Origin of the sequence: Pseudomonas sp. SIMBA_041 (assembly GCF_046535095.1) — a bacterium.
Classification (GTDB): Bacteria; Pseudomonadota; Gammaproteobacteria; order Pseudomonadales; family Pseudomonadaceae; genus Aquipseudomonas; species Aquipseudomonas mucoides.
Genome location: NZ_JAWRXJ010000017.1, coordinates 37,840 through 55,694 on the forward strand (window position 1 = coordinate 37,840; position 17,855 = coordinate 55,694).

Annotated in this window: 19 protein-coding genes; 16 read left to right on the forward strand and 3 right to left on the reverse strand. The window is 59.6% G+C overall.

Annotation, left to right across the window (positions count from 1 at the left end; translation table 11 throughout):
• The first annotated feature begins 233 nt into the window (after positions 1 to 233).
• Complete coding sequence (locus tag SB725_RS29200) at positions 234 to 1,805, forward strand: glycosyltransferase family 39 protein (RefSeq protein ID WP_027926015.1); 1,572 nt, start codon at positions 234 to 236, stop codon at positions 1,803 to 1,805.
• Between the two features lie 11 nt (positions 1,806 to 1,816).
• Here the strand turns inward: SB725_RS29200 and SB725_RS29205 are convergent, their stop codons facing one another.
• Both SB725_RS29205 and SB725_RS29210 read right to left on the reverse strand, forming a co-directional pair.
• Entirely contained in the window at positions 1,817 to 2,575 is a 759-nt protein-coding gene (locus tag SB725_RS29205) for a slipin family protein (RefSeq protein WP_027926014.1), read from the reverse strand.
• A gap of 2 nt (positions 2,576 to 2,577) precedes the next feature.
• Positions 2,578 to 3,111, reverse strand: a complete 534-nt coding sequence (locus SB725_RS29210; protein WP_027926013.1) for an NfeD family protein — start codon at positions 3,109 to 3,111, stop codon at positions 2,578 to 2,580.
• Between the two features lie 198 nt (positions 3,112 to 3,309).
• Between SB725_RS29210 and SB725_RS29215 the strand changes: the two genes are divergently transcribed.
• From SB725_RS29215 to SB725_RS29260, 10 genes are all read left to right on the forward strand, one after another.
• Positions 3,310 to 3,771 carry an aminoacyl-tRNA deacylase gene (locus SB725_RS29215; RefSeq protein WP_027926012.1) on the forward strand — a complete coding sequence of 154 codons (462 nt, stop codon included), beginning with the start codon at positions 3,310 to 3,312 and terminating at the stop codon, positions 3,769 to 3,771.
• A gap of 117 nt (positions 3,772 to 3,888) precedes the next feature.
• Positions 3,889 to 4,134: a DUF2789 domain-containing protein gene (locus SB725_RS29220; protein ID WP_027926011.1), complete on the forward strand. Its 246-nt coding sequence runs from the start codon at positions 3,889 to 3,891 to the stop codon at positions 4,132 to 4,134.
• 93 nt (positions 4,135 to 4,227) lie between these two features.
• On the forward strand, positions 4,228 to 4,473 hold the full coding sequence (locus SB725_RS29225; RefSeq protein ID WP_027926010.1) for a prevent-host-death protein: 246 nt from the start codon (positions 4,228 to 4,230) through the stop codon (positions 4,471 to 4,473).
• 126 nt (positions 4,474 to 4,599) lie between these two features.
• Positions 4,600 to 5,028, forward strand: coding sequence for a MarR family winged helix-turn-helix transcriptional regulator (locus SB725_RS29230; protein ID WP_027926009.1), 429 nt, complete (start codon positions 4,600 to 4,602; stop codon positions 5,026 to 5,028).
• Positions 5,025 to 7,097: an FUSC family protein gene (locus tag SB725_RS29235; protein ID WP_027926008.1), complete on the forward strand. Its 2,073-nt coding sequence runs from the start codon at positions 5,025 to 5,027 to the stop codon at positions 7,095 to 7,097. The genes SB725_RS29230 and SB725_RS29235 overlap by 4 nt, the downstream gene beginning before the upstream one ends.
• Positions 7,094 to 7,303, forward strand: coding sequence for a DUF1656 domain-containing protein (locus SB725_RS29240; RefSeq protein WP_027926007.1), 210 nt, complete (start codon positions 7,094 to 7,096; stop codon positions 7,301 to 7,303). The genes SB725_RS29235 and SB725_RS29240 overlap by 4 nt, the downstream gene beginning before the upstream one ends.
• Positions 7,300 to 8,187, forward strand: a complete 888-nt coding sequence (locus tag SB725_RS29245) for an efflux RND transporter periplasmic adaptor subunit (RefSeq protein ID WP_410922940.1) — start codon at positions 7,300 to 7,302, stop codon at positions 8,185 to 8,187. Before SB725_RS29240 ends, SB725_RS29245 begins: the two co-directional genes overlap by 4 nt.
• Positions 8,184 to 9,632 (forward strand): efflux transporter outer membrane subunit, encoded by a 1,449-nt coding sequence (locus SB725_RS29250; protein ID WP_194941125.1) that lies wholly within the window; start codon positions 8,184 to 8,186, stop codon positions 9,630 to 9,632. Before SB725_RS29245 ends, SB725_RS29250 begins: the two co-directional genes overlap by 4 nt.
• A gap of 82 nt (positions 9,633 to 9,714) precedes the next feature.
• Entirely contained in the window at positions 9,715 to 10,350 is a 636-nt protein-coding gene (locus tag SB725_RS29255; RefSeq protein WP_027926004.1) for a hypothetical protein, read from the forward strand.
• Between the two features lie 293 nt (positions 10,351 to 10,643).
• Positions 10,644 to 12,152, forward strand: a complete 1,509-nt coding sequence (locus tag SB725_RS29260) for a YdgA family protein (protein WP_410922941.1) — start codon at positions 10,644 to 10,646, stop codon at positions 12,150 to 12,152.
• Between the two features lie 75 nt (positions 12,153 to 12,227).
• Here SB725_RS29260 and SB725_RS29265 read toward each other — a convergent pair whose 3' ends face one another.
• Complete coding sequence (locus SB725_RS29265) at positions 12,228 to 13,757, reverse strand: FAD-dependent oxidoreductase (RefSeq protein ID WP_410922942.1); 1,530 nt, start codon at positions 13,755 to 13,757, stop codon at positions 12,228 to 12,230.
• A gap of 138 nt (positions 13,758 to 13,895) precedes the next feature.
• Between SB725_RS29265 and SB725_RS29270 the strand changes: the two genes are divergently transcribed.
• The 5 genes from SB725_RS29270 (at position 13,896) to SB725_RS29290 (ending at position 17,663) form a co-directional block, all read left to right on the forward strand.
• On the forward strand, positions 13,896 to 14,456 hold the full coding sequence (locus SB725_RS29270; RefSeq protein WP_410922943.1) for a YbhB/YbcL family Raf kinase inhibitor-like protein: 561 nt from the start codon (positions 13,896 to 13,898) through the stop codon (positions 14,454 to 14,456).
• Between the two features lie 88 nt (positions 14,457 to 14,544).
• Positions 14,545 to 16,248: a vWA domain-containing protein gene (locus SB725_RS29275; protein ID WP_410922944.1), complete on the forward strand. Its 1,704-nt coding sequence runs from the start codon at positions 14,545 to 14,547 to the stop codon at positions 16,246 to 16,248.
• A 1-nt stretch (position 16,249) separates the two neighbouring features.
• Positions 16,250 to 16,816, forward strand: coding sequence for an RNA polymerase sigma factor (locus tag SB725_RS29280; protein ID WP_027925999.1), 567 nt, complete (start codon positions 16,250 to 16,252; stop codon positions 16,814 to 16,816).
• Entirely contained in the window at positions 16,813 to 17,394 is a 582-nt protein-coding gene (locus tag SB725_RS29285) for a hypothetical protein (protein WP_027925998.1), read from the forward strand. The genes SB725_RS29280 and SB725_RS29285 overlap by 4 nt, the downstream gene beginning before the upstream one ends.
• Positions 17,395 to 17,414: 20 nt before the next feature.
• Entirely contained in the window at positions 17,415 to 17,663 is a 249-nt protein-coding gene (locus SB725_RS29290; RefSeq protein ID WP_027925997.1) for a hypothetical protein, read from the forward strand.
• The last annotated feature ends 192 nt before the right edge of the window (positions 17,664 to 17,855 follow it).

Below are 17,855 nucleotides of genomic sequence, written 5' to 3' on the forward strand. Positions count from 1 at the left end.
GGAGAGGGAACATGGTGCCTGCTGAGAAGTATCTGGTTTTTTGAAACAGCACATTTCTATCGAGTAACCATTCTCCGCTTGATGCTCCGCCGCGTGTTTTAGCCTCTACTCATCCATCTGGGAGATAAGGTCGGCAACGTCACTGGTCGCAAAGCCAGCATCGACGAAGAACCTGCGCCGCCTTAAAGTGATCCATAGGCTTCGTGATGTCGGGCCGGTTGCAGGGGGAGGCAATGGAAGCGCGCAGAGAAACTTCGCTTGGCGGTACCCAGGATCCGCACGCGGTGCCTGGCGGCTGGGCGGTGGTTCAGCGTTGGTTGCGGTGGGCGCAGGAGCACCGGCTGTTGCCGATTCTGGCGTTGGCAGCCTTGGTACGTTTCTACGACCTGACGGCGGCGGCCATTTGGGGCGACGAAGGGTCGAGCCTGCTGATGAGCCACTACTCATTGGCCGAAATATGGGTGCACGCTGCCCATGACGTGCACCCGCCGCTGTATTTCATGCTGCTGCATGGCTGGATCGAAGTGTTCGGCGACGGCATTTTTTCGATTCGCTGTCTCAGCGCTCTGCCCGGGATCATTACGGTGTGGCTCGGCGTCTGGTTGATGGACTTGATCGCCACCCGGCGCGCTGCGTTATTGGCTGGTTTTCTCCTGGCGCTGCTGCCGACGGCGGTGCGTTATAGCCAGGAAGTGCGGATGTACTCGCTGCTGGGCCTGTGGCTGATCGGCGCGACGATTGCGCTGGTCTACTGGATCAGGCATCCCCGGCGTACACGCTATCTGGTGGCGTATGTGCTGCTGATGAGTGCGGCGTTCTACACCCATTATTTCACCGCCCTGTGCGTGGTGTGCCACTGGCTGTACCTGGGGCTGATTCGTGTGCTGCCAGCGTATCGCGTGCGCACTATTCAACGCCCCGGCTGGTGGTTGGCGAACGTGGCAATCGTGCTGATCTACCTGCCATGGGTACCCAACCTGATTGATCTGATCCAGCACATGGACCTGCTCAAAGCCAATGGTGATGTGGGGTGGGAGTTGCCGGTCACGTTCGGCTCGTTGCCGTCGATGATCTGGTCGTTGCTGACCCAGGACGATGGCGAAAACTTGCCGACGCTGATTTTTATCGCGCTGCCGCTGGCGTTGCTGGCCATTGCCGGCGTGGCATTGGCGCGGGATCGTAGCGTCATTCGCGGCAGTATCCTGCTGGTGATCTACACGGCGTTGCCAATGCTGTTGGTGTTCGCCGTGTCGTTTATCTCGCCGGTGTTCATTGAGCGTTACCTGACGGCCTATGCACTGGGGTTGCCGATGATTGTCGCGCTGGCTGTTGATCGCCTGTATTCAGGCTTTCGAATGCTGGCGCTGGCAGTGCTGGTGTTGTTTGTCGGCGTCGAACTGGTCGGCTTGAAAAACAACGCTACGGTCGATACCCACGATCAAATCAATGTGATGGTCGACTACGTTAACCAGCACTTCGTTGCGGGCGACCAGATCGTCACCAGCGATATGCTCTGGTACCTCGCCTATGTTTATTACAATCGCACCGACGCTAAACCGTTGCTGTACACCCCACCGTTAGCCAACGGCGGGTCGGGCCGACCCAATGGCTATGGATTTGGCACGCTGGTCACCCAGGACATTTATCTGGACCGCCTCGACAACTTGCCCAAGGGCACCGGTCGGGTGTGGCTGATCGGCACCGTCGGTGTGCCGGACGAGTTCGCACCGCTGCCCGTGGGCTGGAAGAACGCCGGTATTACGCAGGCGGGCGGGGCTAATGCGCGCTTGTTTGTGCTGCATTGAAAGTCTTGGTATTAAGGCTTTGACGACAAATCCGCCATCCCCTTGAGCAGTTCAATCGGCAGCGGGAAGACAATGGTCGAGCTCTTGTCCCCGGCAATCGAACTCAGCGTCTGCATGTAACGCAACTGCATGGCCCCAGGCTGACGGCCGAGCATTTCAGCGGCCTGCATGAGTTTTTCCGAGGCCTGCAATTCACCCTCGGCGTGGATCACCTTGGCCCGGCGCTCCCGTTCGGCTTCGGCCTGTTTGGCGATGGCACGGACCATCGACTCATTGAGGTCCACATGTTTGATCTCGACGTTGGCAACCTTGATGCCCCAGGCGTCGGTCTGGGCGTCGAGCACTTGCTGGATGTCGATGTTCAGCCGTTCGCGCTCGGCCAGCAGTTCATCGAGCTCATGTTTACCCAGCACCGCTCGCAGAGTGGTCTGGGCCAATTGGCTGGTGGCCGCCAGAAAGTCTTCGACCTGGATAATCGCTTTCTGTGGATCGAGCACACGGAAATACAGCACCGCGTTGACCTTGACCGAGACGTTGTCGCGGGTGATGACGTCTTGTGGGGGAACGTCGAGGACGATGGTTCGCAGGTCGACACGGACCATTTGCTGGACCACCGGGATCAGCAGGATCAAGCCGGGACCCTTGACCTGCCAGAAGCGTCCGAGCTGGAACACCACGCCGCGCTCGTATTCGCGCAGGATGCGGAAGGTCGACCCCGCCAGTGCAATCAGCAGTAGCAGCAGCGCGGCGAAACCTACTTGCAGGCCCATGTTTATTCTCCCACCGGCACCGCGTCAGCCGCGGCCACTTGCAACAGTAATCCTTTTCGCGCCACCACCAGGACGTGTTGCCCCGGCTGCAGCGGTGTCGGGCTTGAAACCTGCCAGCGCTCCCCTTGCAGATGCACCCAGCCGTTGCAGGCGTTGTCGGGCAGCAACGACAGGACCGGCGTCACGCTGCCCAGCAGCTCTGCATCGCCAGTGACGTTGCGCCGCGGTCGGGTTTTCAGGGCGCGGATCAGCAGGAAAATCAGGAGCAGGGCACTCACCAGCCCCAGGCCGATGATCAAGGGAACAGGTATTTCGGTGTTGGTCAGAATCACTGCACCGATCACGAACATCACAATGCCGCCCAAACCGATCACGCCATAGTTGGGCAACGCGGCCTCGGCGATCAGAAAGGCGATGCCGAAGGTGATCAACCAGATCCCGATGGGATTTGGCATCAGCAGCACAACGGTATCGGCGGCGAACACCGATCCGCTCATCGCCAACAGCAGTGCAACGGCACAGCAACGAATCTTCACGTGACCCTCCGCGAGAGTCATCAGGTGGCTCTGTATACAGTTTAGTTGAGCCTTGGCATCTCTGAATTCTGCTCACTTTACGGTGGCGTCCGATGGGCGGATTTCCCGCCGAAATGCATCATCAGGCCTAGACTTTCAGTACGAAGAAACGCGTCAACCATCGTCCGCTCGTCACTGTTGCGGACACCGAGGTGCATCATGCGTATGGCAAGAACCGTGCAGCGAAGCCTGGAAACGGCACACTGCGAATATGACATCGTCACCCATCCCCATTCGGCCAGTAGCCTGGAAACGGCGCGGCTCGCGGGTGTTCCTGCCGAGCGGGTGGCCAAGTCGGTCATCCTCGACGATCACCACGGCCACTACCTGATGGCCGTGTTGCCTGCCAGCCGTCACCTGGACCTGAGCAAAGTCCGCAGCAGCGGTGAATGGCAGGTCTCGCGGGAAAGCAATCTGCCGCACCTGTTCGATGATTGCGAACGCGGTGCCGTGCCGGCGCTGGGTGAGGCCTATGGGCTGGATGTGGTCATTGACCCGTTGGTAACCCGGCAGAAAGACATCTATCTGGAAGCTGGCAATCACATCAATTTGCTGCACATGGACATGCCGCAATTCTTGAAAATGGTGCCGCATGCCGAGGTGCGGGAATTGAGTCAGTGAGTGTTGTGTTGTCAGTACCACCGCCATCGCGAGCAAGCTATCTCCCACCTTTGACCGGGTTTTTAGGTGGGAGCGAGCCTGCTCGCGATTGATTTTTCATTTCTCAAGGAGCCCGACATGGAATCCCCAACCCACACCCTGCCCAACCTGTTCAAGCAACTCGGCCTGGAGGATGACGCCGAGAGCATCGATAAATTCATCACCACCCACTCACCGCTCAAGCCCGAACTGCACCTTGCCGATGCGTTTTTCTGGAGCGAGAGCCAGGCGGATTTTTTGCGTAACGATATTTTGGAGGATGCGGATTGGGCGGAGGTGGTGGATCAGTTGGATGTGTTGTTGAGGAAGGGGCGGGGGCTGTAGAAGCAATTGAAAAAACTCGTCACAGGTTTTTTGAAGGTTATGGGCCTGGCTGAAGTAATTTCATGAAAACAGATTCTATGAAGAGATCAGCTCATGCAGCGGTTGTTGGCAGAAAAGGTCATCGGCATCTCCGTGTTTGCTCAGAACGCAGGTGATGGGGTACGGGAGGCGCAACAGGAGCCAATCGCAGTTCTAGAGAACAACAGAATCCAGGCGTATCCGATTTCGGCAGATTTGTATGGCGCGATGCTGGAGCGTCTGGATGATTTCGATTTGGCGGTGCTTGTTCTTGCCCGCAGTGGTGAAGACTCCGTGCCTGTGAGCCTTGATGCTCTGTAGAAGTGTTCAATCCGCAGGTGAATTGTTTCAAAACTTGACCACCTTTCCCCCCAAATGCGATATTGATAGTTAGCAAACTAACAGTGTGTATTTCCCCTCGTGCCGAAAAACCTCGACGCTCTCCAGATGAACATCAGCAGCTCCATGGTGGTGGCCGCCAGGCATTGGCGGAAGATCTGCCAGACCACGCTGGTCAACTATGGAATCTCCGAAGCCTGCGCCGTCCCGTTGTTGATGATCGGGCGCTTGGGCGAGGGCGTGCGGCAGGTGACGGTGGCGCAGGCGGCGGGGATGGAGAGTCCGTCCCTGGTGCGTTTGCTCGATCAGTTGTGTCATTCGGGCTACGTCTGCCGCACCGAAGATGCCCATGACCGGCGCGCCAAGTGCCTAAGCCTGACCGCCACCGGTCGCGAATTGGTGCAGGCCGTCGAAATCGAGCTGGTGCGATTGCGCCATGAAGTGCTTGAAGGCATCGACCAAAGCGATCTGGAAGCTACGCTTCGGGTACTGAAAGCCTTTGAAGCGGCGAATTCGCCGTCGGTGGTCAACCCTTGAGCGGATTTTTCAGCGGTATGCCCGCGGCGCGAGACTGGTTCTACGGTGTGCGTACTTTTGCCGCCTCGATGATCGCGTTGTACATCGCCCTGCTCATGCAAATGCCGCGTCCGTATTGGGCGATGGCCACGGTCTACATCGTGTCCAGCCCCTTTGTCGGTCCTACCAGTTCGAAGGCGCTGTACCGTGCCATCGGTACCTTTTTCGGCGCGGCGGCCGCGGTGCTTTTTGTGCCGATGTTTGTCCAGAGTCCCTACGTTTTGGTGGTGGTTATTGCGCTGTGGACCGGGACGCTGTTGTTCCTGTCCTTGCACCTGCGCACCGCCAACAACTACGCCTTGATGCTCGCCGGTTACACCTTGCCGCTGATCGCCTTGCCAGTGGTGAACAACCCGTTAGGCGTCTGGGATGTGGCAGAAGCGCGGACGGAAGAAATCTTCCTCGGCATCGCCGTGGCAGCGGTGGTCGGCGCCATGTTCTGGCCGCGGCGGCTGGCGCCGGTGTTCAACGACTCGGTGAGCAAATGGTTTGCCGATGCCTCGACGTACAGCCTGCGTTTCCTCAGCCGCCAGGTGCAGCCGGACGAAGTCAGTGCGCTGCGCTCCGCCATGGTCACGACCTTCAATACCCTGGAATTAATGATCGGCCAGTTGCCGCACGAGGGTGCGCATCGGCAAACCGTGCGCAACACCAAGGAATTGCGTGGGCGCATGATTCACCTGTTGCCGGTGATCGACGCCCTCGACGACGCGCTGTATGCCCTTGAGCGGCGTACGCCCGAGCTGGTGGAGAAGTTCGCACCGTTGCTGGCCGCTGCGACCGAATGGCTCAATCACAAAGACGCCGACCTCGCGCGCTGGCAGGCGCTGAAAGAACAGCTTGAAGCCCTGCAACCGTCCGCCGAAGCGCTTAACGATCGCAAACAGCTGCTGTTCTCCAATGCGTTGTATCGCCTCGGCGAGTGGATTGATGTGTGGCAAGACTGCCGCAGCCTGCAATACGCCATCCAGTGCGAAAGCCCGGACAGCTGGCGCGCCGTGTATCGCCACTGGCGCCTCGGTCGCCTGTCACCGTTTCTCGACCGTGGGTTGATGCTCTACTCGGCGGCCTCGACGGTCACCGCGATCATCGTTGCCTCGGTGCTGTGGATTCTGCTTGGCTGGACCGATGGCGGCTCGGCAGTGATTCTGGCCGCCGTGTCGTGCAGCTTTTTCGCCTCGATGGATGACCCGGCACCGCAGATTTACCGATTCTTCTTCTGGACCGCGATGTCGGTGGTGCTGGCCAGCCTTTACCTGTTTCTGGTGCTGCCCAACCTGCACGATTTCCCGATGCTGGTGTTGGCGTTTGCCGTGCCGTTTATCTGCATCGGCACCCTGACGGTCAAGCCGCAATTTTACCTGGGCATGCTCCTGACCCTCGTCAACACCTCGTCGTTTATCAGCATTCAGGGCGCCTACGATGCGGACTTCCTCAGTTTCGCCAACTCCAACCTGGCCGGCCCCATCGGGCTATTGTTTGCCTTCATCTGGACCCTGATCGCCCGGCCGTTCGGTGCGGAGCTGGCGGCCAAGCGGTTAACCCGCTTCAGTTGGCGCGACATCGTCAATCTCAGCAAACCGGCGAACCTGGCCGAACACCGGCAATTGGGCGTACACGTGCTCGATCGTCTGATGCAGCACTTGCCGCGTCTGGCCATGACTGGCCAGGACACCGGCATTGCGTTGCGTGAGGTGCGTGTGGCGCTGAACGTGCTCGATCTGCTGGCTTACACGCCGCGAGTGGACGGTGTACCGCGAGCGCTGCTGCATCAGGTGGTGGCGGAAGTCGGTGAGTATTTCAAGGCCTGCCTGAAGGCGGATGAGCGTCTGCCGGCCCCCGGCCCGTTGCTGATGACCCTCGACCGCGCCCGCCGGGCACTGGACACGAATTGTGATGAGGATGCCCGTCTGAATTTGTTGCATGCCCTGAGCGGCCTGCGCCTGGCGTTGTTGCCGGGCGTGGAATTCGTAAGCGTGGGCGAACTCGAAGAACCGCTGCCCCATGGCATCGATGGAGCGCCTTTATGATCGGTGATGTGGACATCAGCGGGGTGTTTCTGCCCACGCTGCTGGTACTGATGGGCATTACGTATGTGTTGTACCTGCTGGTGCACGGGTTGCTGATGCGCCTGCACTTTTACCGTCTGGTCTGGCACCGGGCATTGTTCAACGTGGCTCTCTACGCTTTGCTGCTCGGCGCCGTGGACTCACTCAGTCGATACCTGATGACATGAAAAAACCTTTTTTGACCCTGGGGCGCGTGGTGCTGACCCTGTTGATCGTGACCTTCGCCGTCGTCGTGGTCTGGCGCATGGTGATGTACTACATGTTTGCGCCGTGGACCCGCGACGGGCATATCCGTGCCGACATCGTGCAAATCGCCCCGGACGTGTCCGGGCTGATTCAGCAAGTGGACGTGCGCGACAACCAGTTGGTGAAACGCGGGCAGGTGTTGTTCAGCATCGATCAGGACCGTTTCAAACTGGCCCTGCGCCAAGCTAAAGCGACAGTCGCCGACCGTCAGGAAACCCTGGCTCAGGCGCAACGCGAGGCCAAGCGTAACCGTGGCCTGGGCAATCTGGTGCCGGGCGAGCAACTGGAAGAAAGTCAGTCCCGGGTGGCTCGCGCCGAAGTGGGGTTGATGGAAGCCCAAGTGGCGGTGGACAGCGCTCAACTGAACCTCGACCGCTCGACCATCCGCAGCCCGGTCGACGGCTATGTCAACGACCGTGCACCGCGGGCCCAGGAATTCGTCACCGCCGGGCGACCTGTGTTGTCGGTGGTCGACAGCAATTCATTCCACATCGACGGCTATTTCGAAGAAACCAAACTGAACGGCATTCATGTCGGCCAAAGCGTCGACATCCGCGTGATCGGCGACCGCGCGCGGCTGCGTGGTCATGTGGAAAGCATCGTCGCCGGCATCGAAGACCGCGACCGCACCATCGGCAACAACCTGCTGCCCAACGTCAACCCGGCATTCAGCTGGGTGCGCCTGGCACAGCGGATTCCGGTGCGTATTGTCTTTGACGATGTGCCGGCGGACTTCCGCATGATCGCCGGGCGGACTGCGACCGTGTCGATCATCGACGATCAACCGCAGGAGCCGGCGAAATGAGCAAGGCGTCGGGTTTGGCGGTTGCCGGATTAGGTTTGCTGCTATCGGCGTGTCAGGTCGTTGGCCCGGATTACCATTTGCCCGACGAAGCGGCTGTCCATCGACCCGATTTGCAGGGCGATCTGGCGGTCGACGGCAAAACGGTGGTGTCCGCGCCGGTGCCGGCCGATTGGTGGCGCCTGTACAAGGACCCGCGACTCGACCAGTTGGTACAACAGGCCATGGCGTCCAATACCGATTTGCGCGTTGCGGCGGCCAGTCTGTCGCGCTCCCGTGCTCAGGTCGATGAGGCAGAAGCGGCGGGTGGCTGGAGCGGCGGTGTGAAGATGGGCGCCCAGCGATTGCAGGAGTCTGGCCAAGCGTTCCTGATTCCGGAAAAAGTGCCGGTGGCCAACGTCGGTGATATCGGCATCAGCGCGTCGTACCAGTTCGATCTGTTCGGCACGTTGCAGCGCGGCATCGAAGCGGCCAAGGCCAACGCCGATGCGACGCAGGCAGCTGCCGATACGGCTCGCATCACCGTGGTGGCCGACGTGGTCCGAGCCTACACCCAGGTGTGCGCGGCCAATGAGGAGCGGGAGATTGCCCAGCACTCCCTCGACCTGCAGGCCCAGAGCACCACGCTGATCCAGCGCCTGCGCGATGCCGGCCGTGGCGACGAAACCCAGGTCACCCGTTCGCAAACCCAGTTCAAATCCCTGCGCGCCGACATGCCGCGCTATGAGGCCTCGCGTCAGGCCGGGCTGTATCGCCTGTCGATGTTGCTGGCCAAGCCAGTGGATCAACTGCCGGCCGGCACCGCCACCTGCCACGAGCTGCCGAAAATCGCGCAATTGATTCCGGTGGGCGATGGCGCCGCATTGCTCAAGCGTCGTCCCGATGTGCGGCAGGCCGAGCGCCGGCTGGCGACTGCGACGGCCGGGATTGGCGTCGCCACGGGTGAGCTGTACCCGAACATCAGCATTGGCGCGACCATCGGCACCGTCGGTATCCTCGACGATCTCGGCGACCCGTCCACCAACCGTTGGGGCTTCGGTCCGTCGCTGACCTGGAACGTGCCGACCAACGGCGCCCGGGCACGCATCCGCGAAGCCGAAGCGGTGACTCAGGCGACGCTGGCGCATTTCGATGGGGTGGTGCTCAACGCCATTCGCGAAACCCAGACCAGCCTGGCCCAGTACGCTGCGTTGTTGCAACGTCGTGACGCCCTGGCAGACGCCGAGCAATCGGCAAGACTGGCAGCGGACCAGACGCATCGTTTCTTCCAGGCCGGGCGCGAATCATTCCTGGCGGACCTGCAAGCGACCCGCACCTACACGGACGTCACTGCGCAACTCGCCGCTGCCAACACCCAGGTGGCCGCCAGCCAGATCGATTTGTTCCTCGCCTTGGGCGGCGGCTGGGAAAGCGGACGAACGCAAGGCACGAACGCCAGCAAACCCTGAGGCCGTTGCTATGCTTTGATTTGATGGAGTCGCGAGTCGACTTCATCGATCAAGCTCGCGTTGGTCATGGGGATTAAAAATAATGAAAAACCCTTATGCTCCTGGCTTTTGGTGCGCTATTGCAGCATTGGTTTTGCTGTCGGCCACCTATTTCTACGGCATCATGCTGGCCCACCAGATCGACAAGGCGCTGGTGTTTCTCGACAGCGCCACCGCGCTCATCGCCGTGATGGCGATCGTGGTGGTGGCCTGGGCTTCCGTCCAGGGTCAGCGCATCAAAAAAAGACAATTCGAACAAGGCAAGACCCTGGTGCTGATCTGGGATACCAAGGTGGCGCTGCGTCGTGTCGAAACGGTGTTTGACCAATATTTCTGGGGCAGCTACTGGCAACCGGGGCGCACGTTCCAGGAAGTCATGGGCGAACTCACTGGCACACCGCTGGAAAAAAGCCTCGAAACCTTGAAGAAGCAATGCCTGGCGTTGGATAAACAGGTGTCCGAGGACGGCTGGCACTGGCTCAACAATGCCCGCGAGCTGTCGGATGTCGCCACCAAGATGGCGCGGGAACGCTATCAACTCGACGTCTGTGATCCGCGCTCGGAGGTGACCGGCGGGGCGGTGATCAACCGCGACTTTGAGGTGCTGGTGTATACGTGGACGGCGCGGCTCAAGAGCTTTGATCATCAGCTGGATGAGATGGAAGTGCAATATTCCTGATGTGTGTTGGCTGGGATGACGCCATCGCGAGCAGGCTCACTCCTACAAGGGTTCTGTGAACGACACATAACCTTTGTAGGAGTGAGCCTGCTCGCGATGGCGATTTCATATCCGCCGAAACTCTCAACCGTCCCGAGTAGTCCATAGACACTCTTTAACCTTTAAACATTGGGCCGCCCGATGCGCCTAGTGCTAATCTCCACCCCACTTTTAGCGGAGTCGAGCCGCAACCCCCTCAAGGGTTCAGGGAAGACGACGACACCTTCAAACAACGGACATTGACTGGGTCATTCATGAATAAATCAGCAGGCGTGCTTCTTGGAATCGTCGTAGCCATCGGTGCAATCAGCGCGGGTGGAGCCTGGTACACCGGGACCAAAATCGAAGGCGTGTTGAACACCTCGATCGCCGACGCCAACAAAGAGCTGAAGGCTGCGCTGGTCGGTTCCAATGGCACGGCCTCGCTGGAGCTGGTGTCGCTTGAGCGTCATGTGTTCAGCAGCACCGCGCACTACCGCCTCAAGGGCGAAGGCGAGATGTTTGGTGAAGCCCCGATTGAGTTGCTCTTTGTCGACCACATCGAACATGGCCCGCTGCCGTTCTCGCGTCTGGTCTCGTTGAAGTGGTTGCCGGTCATGGCCACCAGTCACTACGAACTGGAACGCACCCCGCTCACCGAGAAATGGTTTGCTGCCGCCAAAGACAAATCCCCGCTCACCGGCGTGGTCAACATCGGTTACGACAACGCCACCAATGGCACCCTCGAATTCCTGCCACTGGATGTCGCGCTGGATGACAAGTCCAACCTGAAATTCTCCGGTTTGAACCTCGAAGTCGCCGCCAGCGCCCAGGCCCAGAAGATCAAGGCCAACGGCTACATGGACAGCCTGACGCTGACCACCGTGGCTGAAGATCAGACCCCGGTGAAGGTCGAGCTCAATGGCCTGACCATGGCCAGTAACCTGGTAAAAAGCACTTACGGTTTTTACACCGGCGAGAACACCCTCGAGCTGAGCGACAGCAAATCCACCTTCGGTCCCAAGCAATCGGTGCTGGGCCTGAAGAAATTTGAAATGAAAAACCTGACCGAGGAATCGGGCACCAGCGCTTCGGGGCGTGCCGATTACAAAGTGGGTGAAGTGTCGGTGAACGGCAAGGCGGTCGGTTCCGCGCAAATGGCCATGAGCCTGAAGAACCTCGATATCCCGGCGACCATGTCGCTGATGCAGGTCTACCAGACCAAACTGCAGCCTTACGAGAAAGCCGCCGCCGAGGCCGCTGCGGCCGGTCAGCCGTCTCCAGAACTGGTCCTGACCCCGGCCGAAGAGGCGCAGGTCAAAACAGGCCTTGAAAAACTGCTGGCTGCCGGCCCGCAGGTGGCGTTGGAAAACCTGTCGTTCAACACCACCAATGGCGAAAGCCGCGCCAATCTGGTGCTCGACCTGACCAAACCACCGACCATGGACCTGCCGCCCGATCAACTGACTCAACAATTGATTGCACTGCTGGATATCAATGTAATAGTGTCCAAGCCAATGCTCGTCGACGTGTTCACCGTGCAAAGCCAGCTTGATGGTCAGACCGACGCCAAGCTCATCGCCGACCAGGCGACCGCCACGGCCGACATGTTCGGCAGCATGGCGGTCGGTACGCAATTCGCCAAACTGGACGGCAACAACATCGTCAGCAAATTTCACTACGCCAACAATCAGGTGGAATTCAACGGCCAGAAAATGACCGTAGAAGAGTTTGTGGGCTTCGTGATGAGCAAAATCGGTGGTGGTGCTGAAATCCAGGAATAAAACCAGTCGTTCAAAACAACGCCCGACTTCTGCTGCACGCAGAGGCCGGGCGTTTTGCTGTCGGGTGTTTGCCTGCTAACTCATGTCCCGAATCAGTTGCCACGCTTCGTCCATTGAGAGCGGCTGCTTCATGCGTTCGGCGAGCAGCGCCATGGCCCGTTCTTCATCGCAGGCAACCGCAGCCGCCACTACGCCGTTCTTGCCGAACAGGCCTATAAAGGGCGGGTGGTAGGGATCACCCTTGAACTCCACTTCGTCCCAGGCTTCGGCATGGCCAAGATAGTCGTAGTTTTTGCCGAAGTGCCAGGTCCAGAAATACGGTACGTCGAGGTAATGCTCGTCAGCGCCCAGCATATTCGCGGCGGCGATCCGCGCCTGTTGTTGAGCCAGACGCCAATGCTCGATGCGCTGAGGCTGGCCGTTGAGCGGGAAGGTCGCGATATCGCCGACTGCCCACACCCCGTCGGTAACGCGCATGGCGCCATCGACCTTCAGCGAGCGGTCTTTTTCCTTGGGCAGATCGGTAAACGGATCGGTTGCGGGGGTGACGCCGATGCCGGCCAGCACCAGGTCCGCCGGCAAACGTTGACCATTGTCCAGGCACACCGCTTCGACGTTTTCCGTGCCTTCTATATAAGAGGCTTCGCCTTCGGTATGAAACACCACGCCATTGGCCTCATGAAGGGCGCGAATCGCTTTGCCGACGGTTTCGCCAAATTGCGCGACGAAGGGGATGGCATGCCGGGCCAGAACAGTCACTTCCAAGCCGTATTCACGCAGGGCTGACGCGGATTCCAGTGCTATAAAGCTGTCGCCGATGATTACTGCGCGCTGGCCGGGTTTTGCCGCCTGCAGAATCTCCCGTGCCTGATCTTTTGAGCGCAACACGAACACTTGCGGCAAATCCGCGCCAGGCAGCGTGAGAGGATTGGGCTTGCCGCCGGTGGCAAGCAATGCGGCGTCATACCTCAACGATCGACCCTCAGTCAGCCGCAGGGTTTTGCTCGACGAGTCCAGGCTGGCGACTTCACCGCTGATGCGCTCGATACGCTGTTCGCGATAAAACGCCTCGTCCCTCAGCGGCGGGATTTCTTCCGGCGGCATCTCCCCGGCGATAACAAATTTGCTCAGGACGGTGCGGTCGTAGCCGGCATCGACTTCGCGGTCGATCAGCAGCACTTGGCCGCCGAAGCCCTTTTCGCGCAGCGCCGCCGCACACGCCGTACCGGCCGCCCCGGCCCCGACGATGACAAATGTCCGTTCGTCGTCTGCCGGCGGTGTATGCGCATCGGCTAATGGCTGGTCGTCGACCCAGATCTCGCCCTCGCGTACTTCCAGCGGATAGCGCCTGAGACTGTCCAGGGCCGGCGGTTCGCACAATGCCCCGTCCTCAATCCGATACGCCGCTTTGTGCCACGGGCAGATCAAGCGTCCGTGGCACAGCGCGCCTTCCGCCAACGGTGCCCCGGCATGCGGGCATTCGCCCTGATAGGCGCGTAACTGATCGCCCACTCGCAACAAAACGATTTTGGTGTCTGCAACCCGGACTTCAAGGCCCCGGCTCTCGGACACATCGGCGAAATGCGCAACGCGGTGCAGTGCCATGATGGCTCTCCAGACAGACTTTCATTTAAGAGTTTGGCGCTTTACGCGAGGTTCAGCCAATTCCCACTGCCACCGCACGAACGGTACAGCTATAGTTCGCAAGCCGACGACGGCCCTATCCGCACAAGGTGCTCCGGAATGACCCGATTGACCTCTCTGAACCCTTGGCTGGCGGCCGTTGCAGTCGCCCTTTGCGTGCAATTTCCGGCGCAGGCCCAGGAGCGTTTCACCCTGAACATTCCAGGTGTAACGGATGACCGGCTGTTTACCTCGGCGGCTGCCAGCGATGCTCCGGGTTGTGGCGGACACAATGCGTCACCGGCGCTGAACTGGAACACCGGTCCGGCGGGAACACTGAGTTATGCCATCGTCATGCACGACCCGGACGGCCAAAAGGGCCAAGGTGTTGATCATTGGGTGCATTACGGCATCAAGGCCACCACGCACCAGATTCCTGCCGGCGTCGGGGCAAAATCAGCCCTTGAAGGTGTCAGCGGCACCAACAGCAAAGGCACCCCCGGTTACATGGGGCCCTGCCCACCGACTGGCGACAGCGCCCATCACTACATTATTCAGTTGTATGCGCTGGACCTCGCTCCAGACGCCTTGCCTGCCGGCCTGACGCGTGAGCAACTGCTGGAAAAAATCAAAGGTCATGTGCTGAGGAACAGCAGCGTGGTGCGCCGTTACCACCGCTGAGTTTAATTTTCAGCCGGTTTAACCCGAACCTGAACGGGAGCTCGTCTCAGAGGATGAATGGATCAATTTCCTCCTGAGGTCAGCCCCCATGTCCCTCCCTCTGCATTTCCTCCGCCCGGCCGCCCAGGGTTTCACCACCGGGTTACTGCTGGCCATCGCCGGTTGCGGCGTTTCCTCCGCACCCGATTCCGCGCAAGTGTCGCCACCGGCTCAAAGCGAGATGAAGGCGGCTGGGGTGGTGCGCAGTGAAGCGCCGCTGGCGGATAGGTCGATGGCCAAGCGCAGCGCACGTCCGGCACCGGTCGCAAGTGTTGCACCTGAGTCATTCCCACCGGGGTATCGGGATGAACAGCGAGAGCAATACCAGGCGCTGGCGGACAACCCCATCCACAGCGTGGCCGAGGCGCCGGTCTCGACCTTCAGTGCCGATGTGGATACTGGCGCTTACGCCAACGTCCGACGGTTACTGAATCAGGGGCGCTTGCCTCCCGACGGCGCTGTGCGCCTGGAGGAAATGGTCAATTACTTCCCCTACGACTATGCGTTACCCACCGACGGCTCGCCATTCGGCGTGACCACTGAAGTGGCATCGTCACCCTGGAACCCGCATACGCGCCTGCTGCGCATCGGCATCAAGGCGTCTGATCGCGCGGTAGCGGAACTGGCCCCGGCGAACCTGGTGTTTCTGGTGGACGTGTCCGGTTCAATGGACCGCCGCGAAGGTCTGCCGCTGGTCAAAAGCACCCTGAAATTGCTGGTTGATCAATTGCGCGAACAGGATCGTGTTTCGTTGGTGGTCTACGCTGGCGATTCGCGTGTGGTGCTCGAGCCAACTTCCGGACGCGAAAAGGCGAAAATTCGTACAGCAATCGATCAATTGACCGCCGGCGGTTCGACCGCTGGCGCGTCGGGCATCGAACTGGTCTATCAAATGGCGCAGCAGGCGTTTATCCCCAAGGGAATCAACCGCATCCTGCTGGCCACCGACGGTGACTTCAATATCGGCATCAGCGATTTCGATAGCCTCAAGCAACTGGCTGTGGATAAACGCAAGACTGGCGTTTCCCTGACGACCCTGGGTTTTGGGGTGGATAACTACAATGAACACCTGATGGAGCTACTGGCCGACGCCGGGGACGGTAACTACGCCTACATCGACAACCTGCGTGAAGCGCGCAAGGTGCTGGTGGATCAGCTCGGCTCAACGCTCGCGGTCGTGGCGAAGAACGTCAAGCTGCAAGTGGAGTTCAATCCGGCTCAGGTCAGCGAGTATCGACTGTTGGGGTATGAAAATCGGACGTTGAAGCGCGAGGATTTCAGCAACGACAATGTCGATGCGGGCGAGATCGGTGCAGGGCACACGGTGACGGCGCTGTATGAAATTGTGCCCAAGGGTGAGAAGGGATGGCTGGAGCCTTTGCGCTATGGCAAACCTGAGTCGTCCGTTTCCGCGAGTTCCGGAGAACTGGCGATGCTGCGAGTGAGGTATCAGCTGCCCGAAGGTGGGAATAGTCGCTTGATCGAGCGACCCATCACTGACAGTCAATCCGGCAAAGCCAGCGATGACCTGAGGTTTGCGGCGGCCGTCGCCGCGTTTTCCCAGCAGCTTAAAGATGGGCGGTATACCGGTGATTTCAGTTTGAAGGACACGCAAGTACTGGCTCGCGGTGCGCGGGGAGAGGATCGATTCGGGCTGCGTGCCGAGTTCGTGCAGTTGGTAGCGTTAGCACAAAGCCTGCGCACCACGACGGCCTCGAACAGTGAGCCGCTTATTAAAGGAGGCAACAACTGACATGTCAGCTCTTGAGCCGGGCGACGAAGCGCTGCTGGCCCGTTATCGAGCAGGTGACGGGCCAGCGTTCGAGATCTTGTACGCTCGCCATCGTTTGGGCCTCTATCGATTCCTGCTCGGCCTCAGCGGTAAACCCGAGCTGGCCGAAGAGGTTTACCAGGACACTTGGCTGAGCCTGATTCGCAGTACCAGTCAGCCACAAGGTCGGGCGAACTTTCGTACGTGGCTTTACCAGATCGCCCGTAATCGACTGATCGATCACTGGCGTAAGCACGGAGTCCACAACCCCTTGCACGACAGCTATGACGAACAGGCTCATGCAGTCATTGATGAGGCGACCGATCCGGAGCAACTGCTAAGCCTGAGTCGCGACAGTCAGCGCTTGGAAACGGCGCTGCAAAATCTGCCTGCTGACCAGCGTGAGGTCTTCCTCCTGCGTGCCCATGGCAATCTCGATCTGGCGCAGATCGCCATGCTCATTGGAGCACCGCTGGAAACCGTCAAAAGCCGTTTGCGTTACGCCCAGCAAAAACTGCGTCGGCTGCTGGCCGAGGAGGTACTGATATGACTGACGCCCGTCCTGCACCTGAAGATGATGTGGTGAAGCACTTTCGTGAGCACGCGACGGGTGAACCGCCGGCTCATCTGGATTCATTGATCCTTGCCGTGGCCCATAAGGAAGCTCCGGTGCCGAAGCCAAACCTGTGGCAGCGCTGGATTCAGGCGTGCCAGAAGCCTCGCTGGCAGGTTGCGTTTGCCAGCCTTGTGGGTGTCGCGTTGATGCTGGCGTTGGCGCAGCGTACGCCGGAGCAATCGCCGGGCTATGACTTCGTCACGGCGCCCAAGGCATCCGCCCCGGTCGTCAAAAAAGAAGCTGCGCGCTCTCTGGCTGCCCCGGCGGCGCCGATGGCCGATGTTGCTGCGCCCGCGCAGAGCGAGCCGATTAATGCCGAGAGGGCCGAAGAGGCGAAAATTGCTAAACGTGCAGCGGCGCCGGCAATAGCGCTGGATGAGCAACTGCGTGAGGTGGTGCGCCTGCAGAATGCCGGTCAGGTACAGGCGGCAGATACATTAATGAAGGCATTGCACAAACGCTTTCCTGACGAAAACGTCGAGGCCCGACTCAAGGAAATGCCCAGAAACTGAGTTGCAAGACGGTCAGCCATTTGGCATCCGTGCCCGAAAGCGCGCACTATCGGGTCGTAGCCGATGCGTTGGAGGAAGCCGTGGCGAAAAAAATCGATCGCATCGCCCAAATGCTCAACTGCCCCGTGAAGGGGGAGGAACTAAGACGGGCAATTACTGAGAGTCGTAAGGATTTCCTCCTTAACCAACCGGAAGCGGAGGAGGTTGATGAGGAGGACTTTGAGGACGATGAGGAGTGGGACGACGATCTCGACTGGACGACCGAGTAGTCGCGTCGCTGGTTTACCCAGCCAATGCGGCTTGGGAGGGGGCTGAAAAGGCCTCTGTAGTACAGGCGTTCGGACGGGGAAAGAAAGTTCAAAAAGAGACTTGACGTAGTATTGGAACGCTGTAGAATTCGCCTCCCGCTACCGAGTGATCGGAAGCGCAAGTGGTTGAAGTTGTTAAAGATTTCCAAGCGA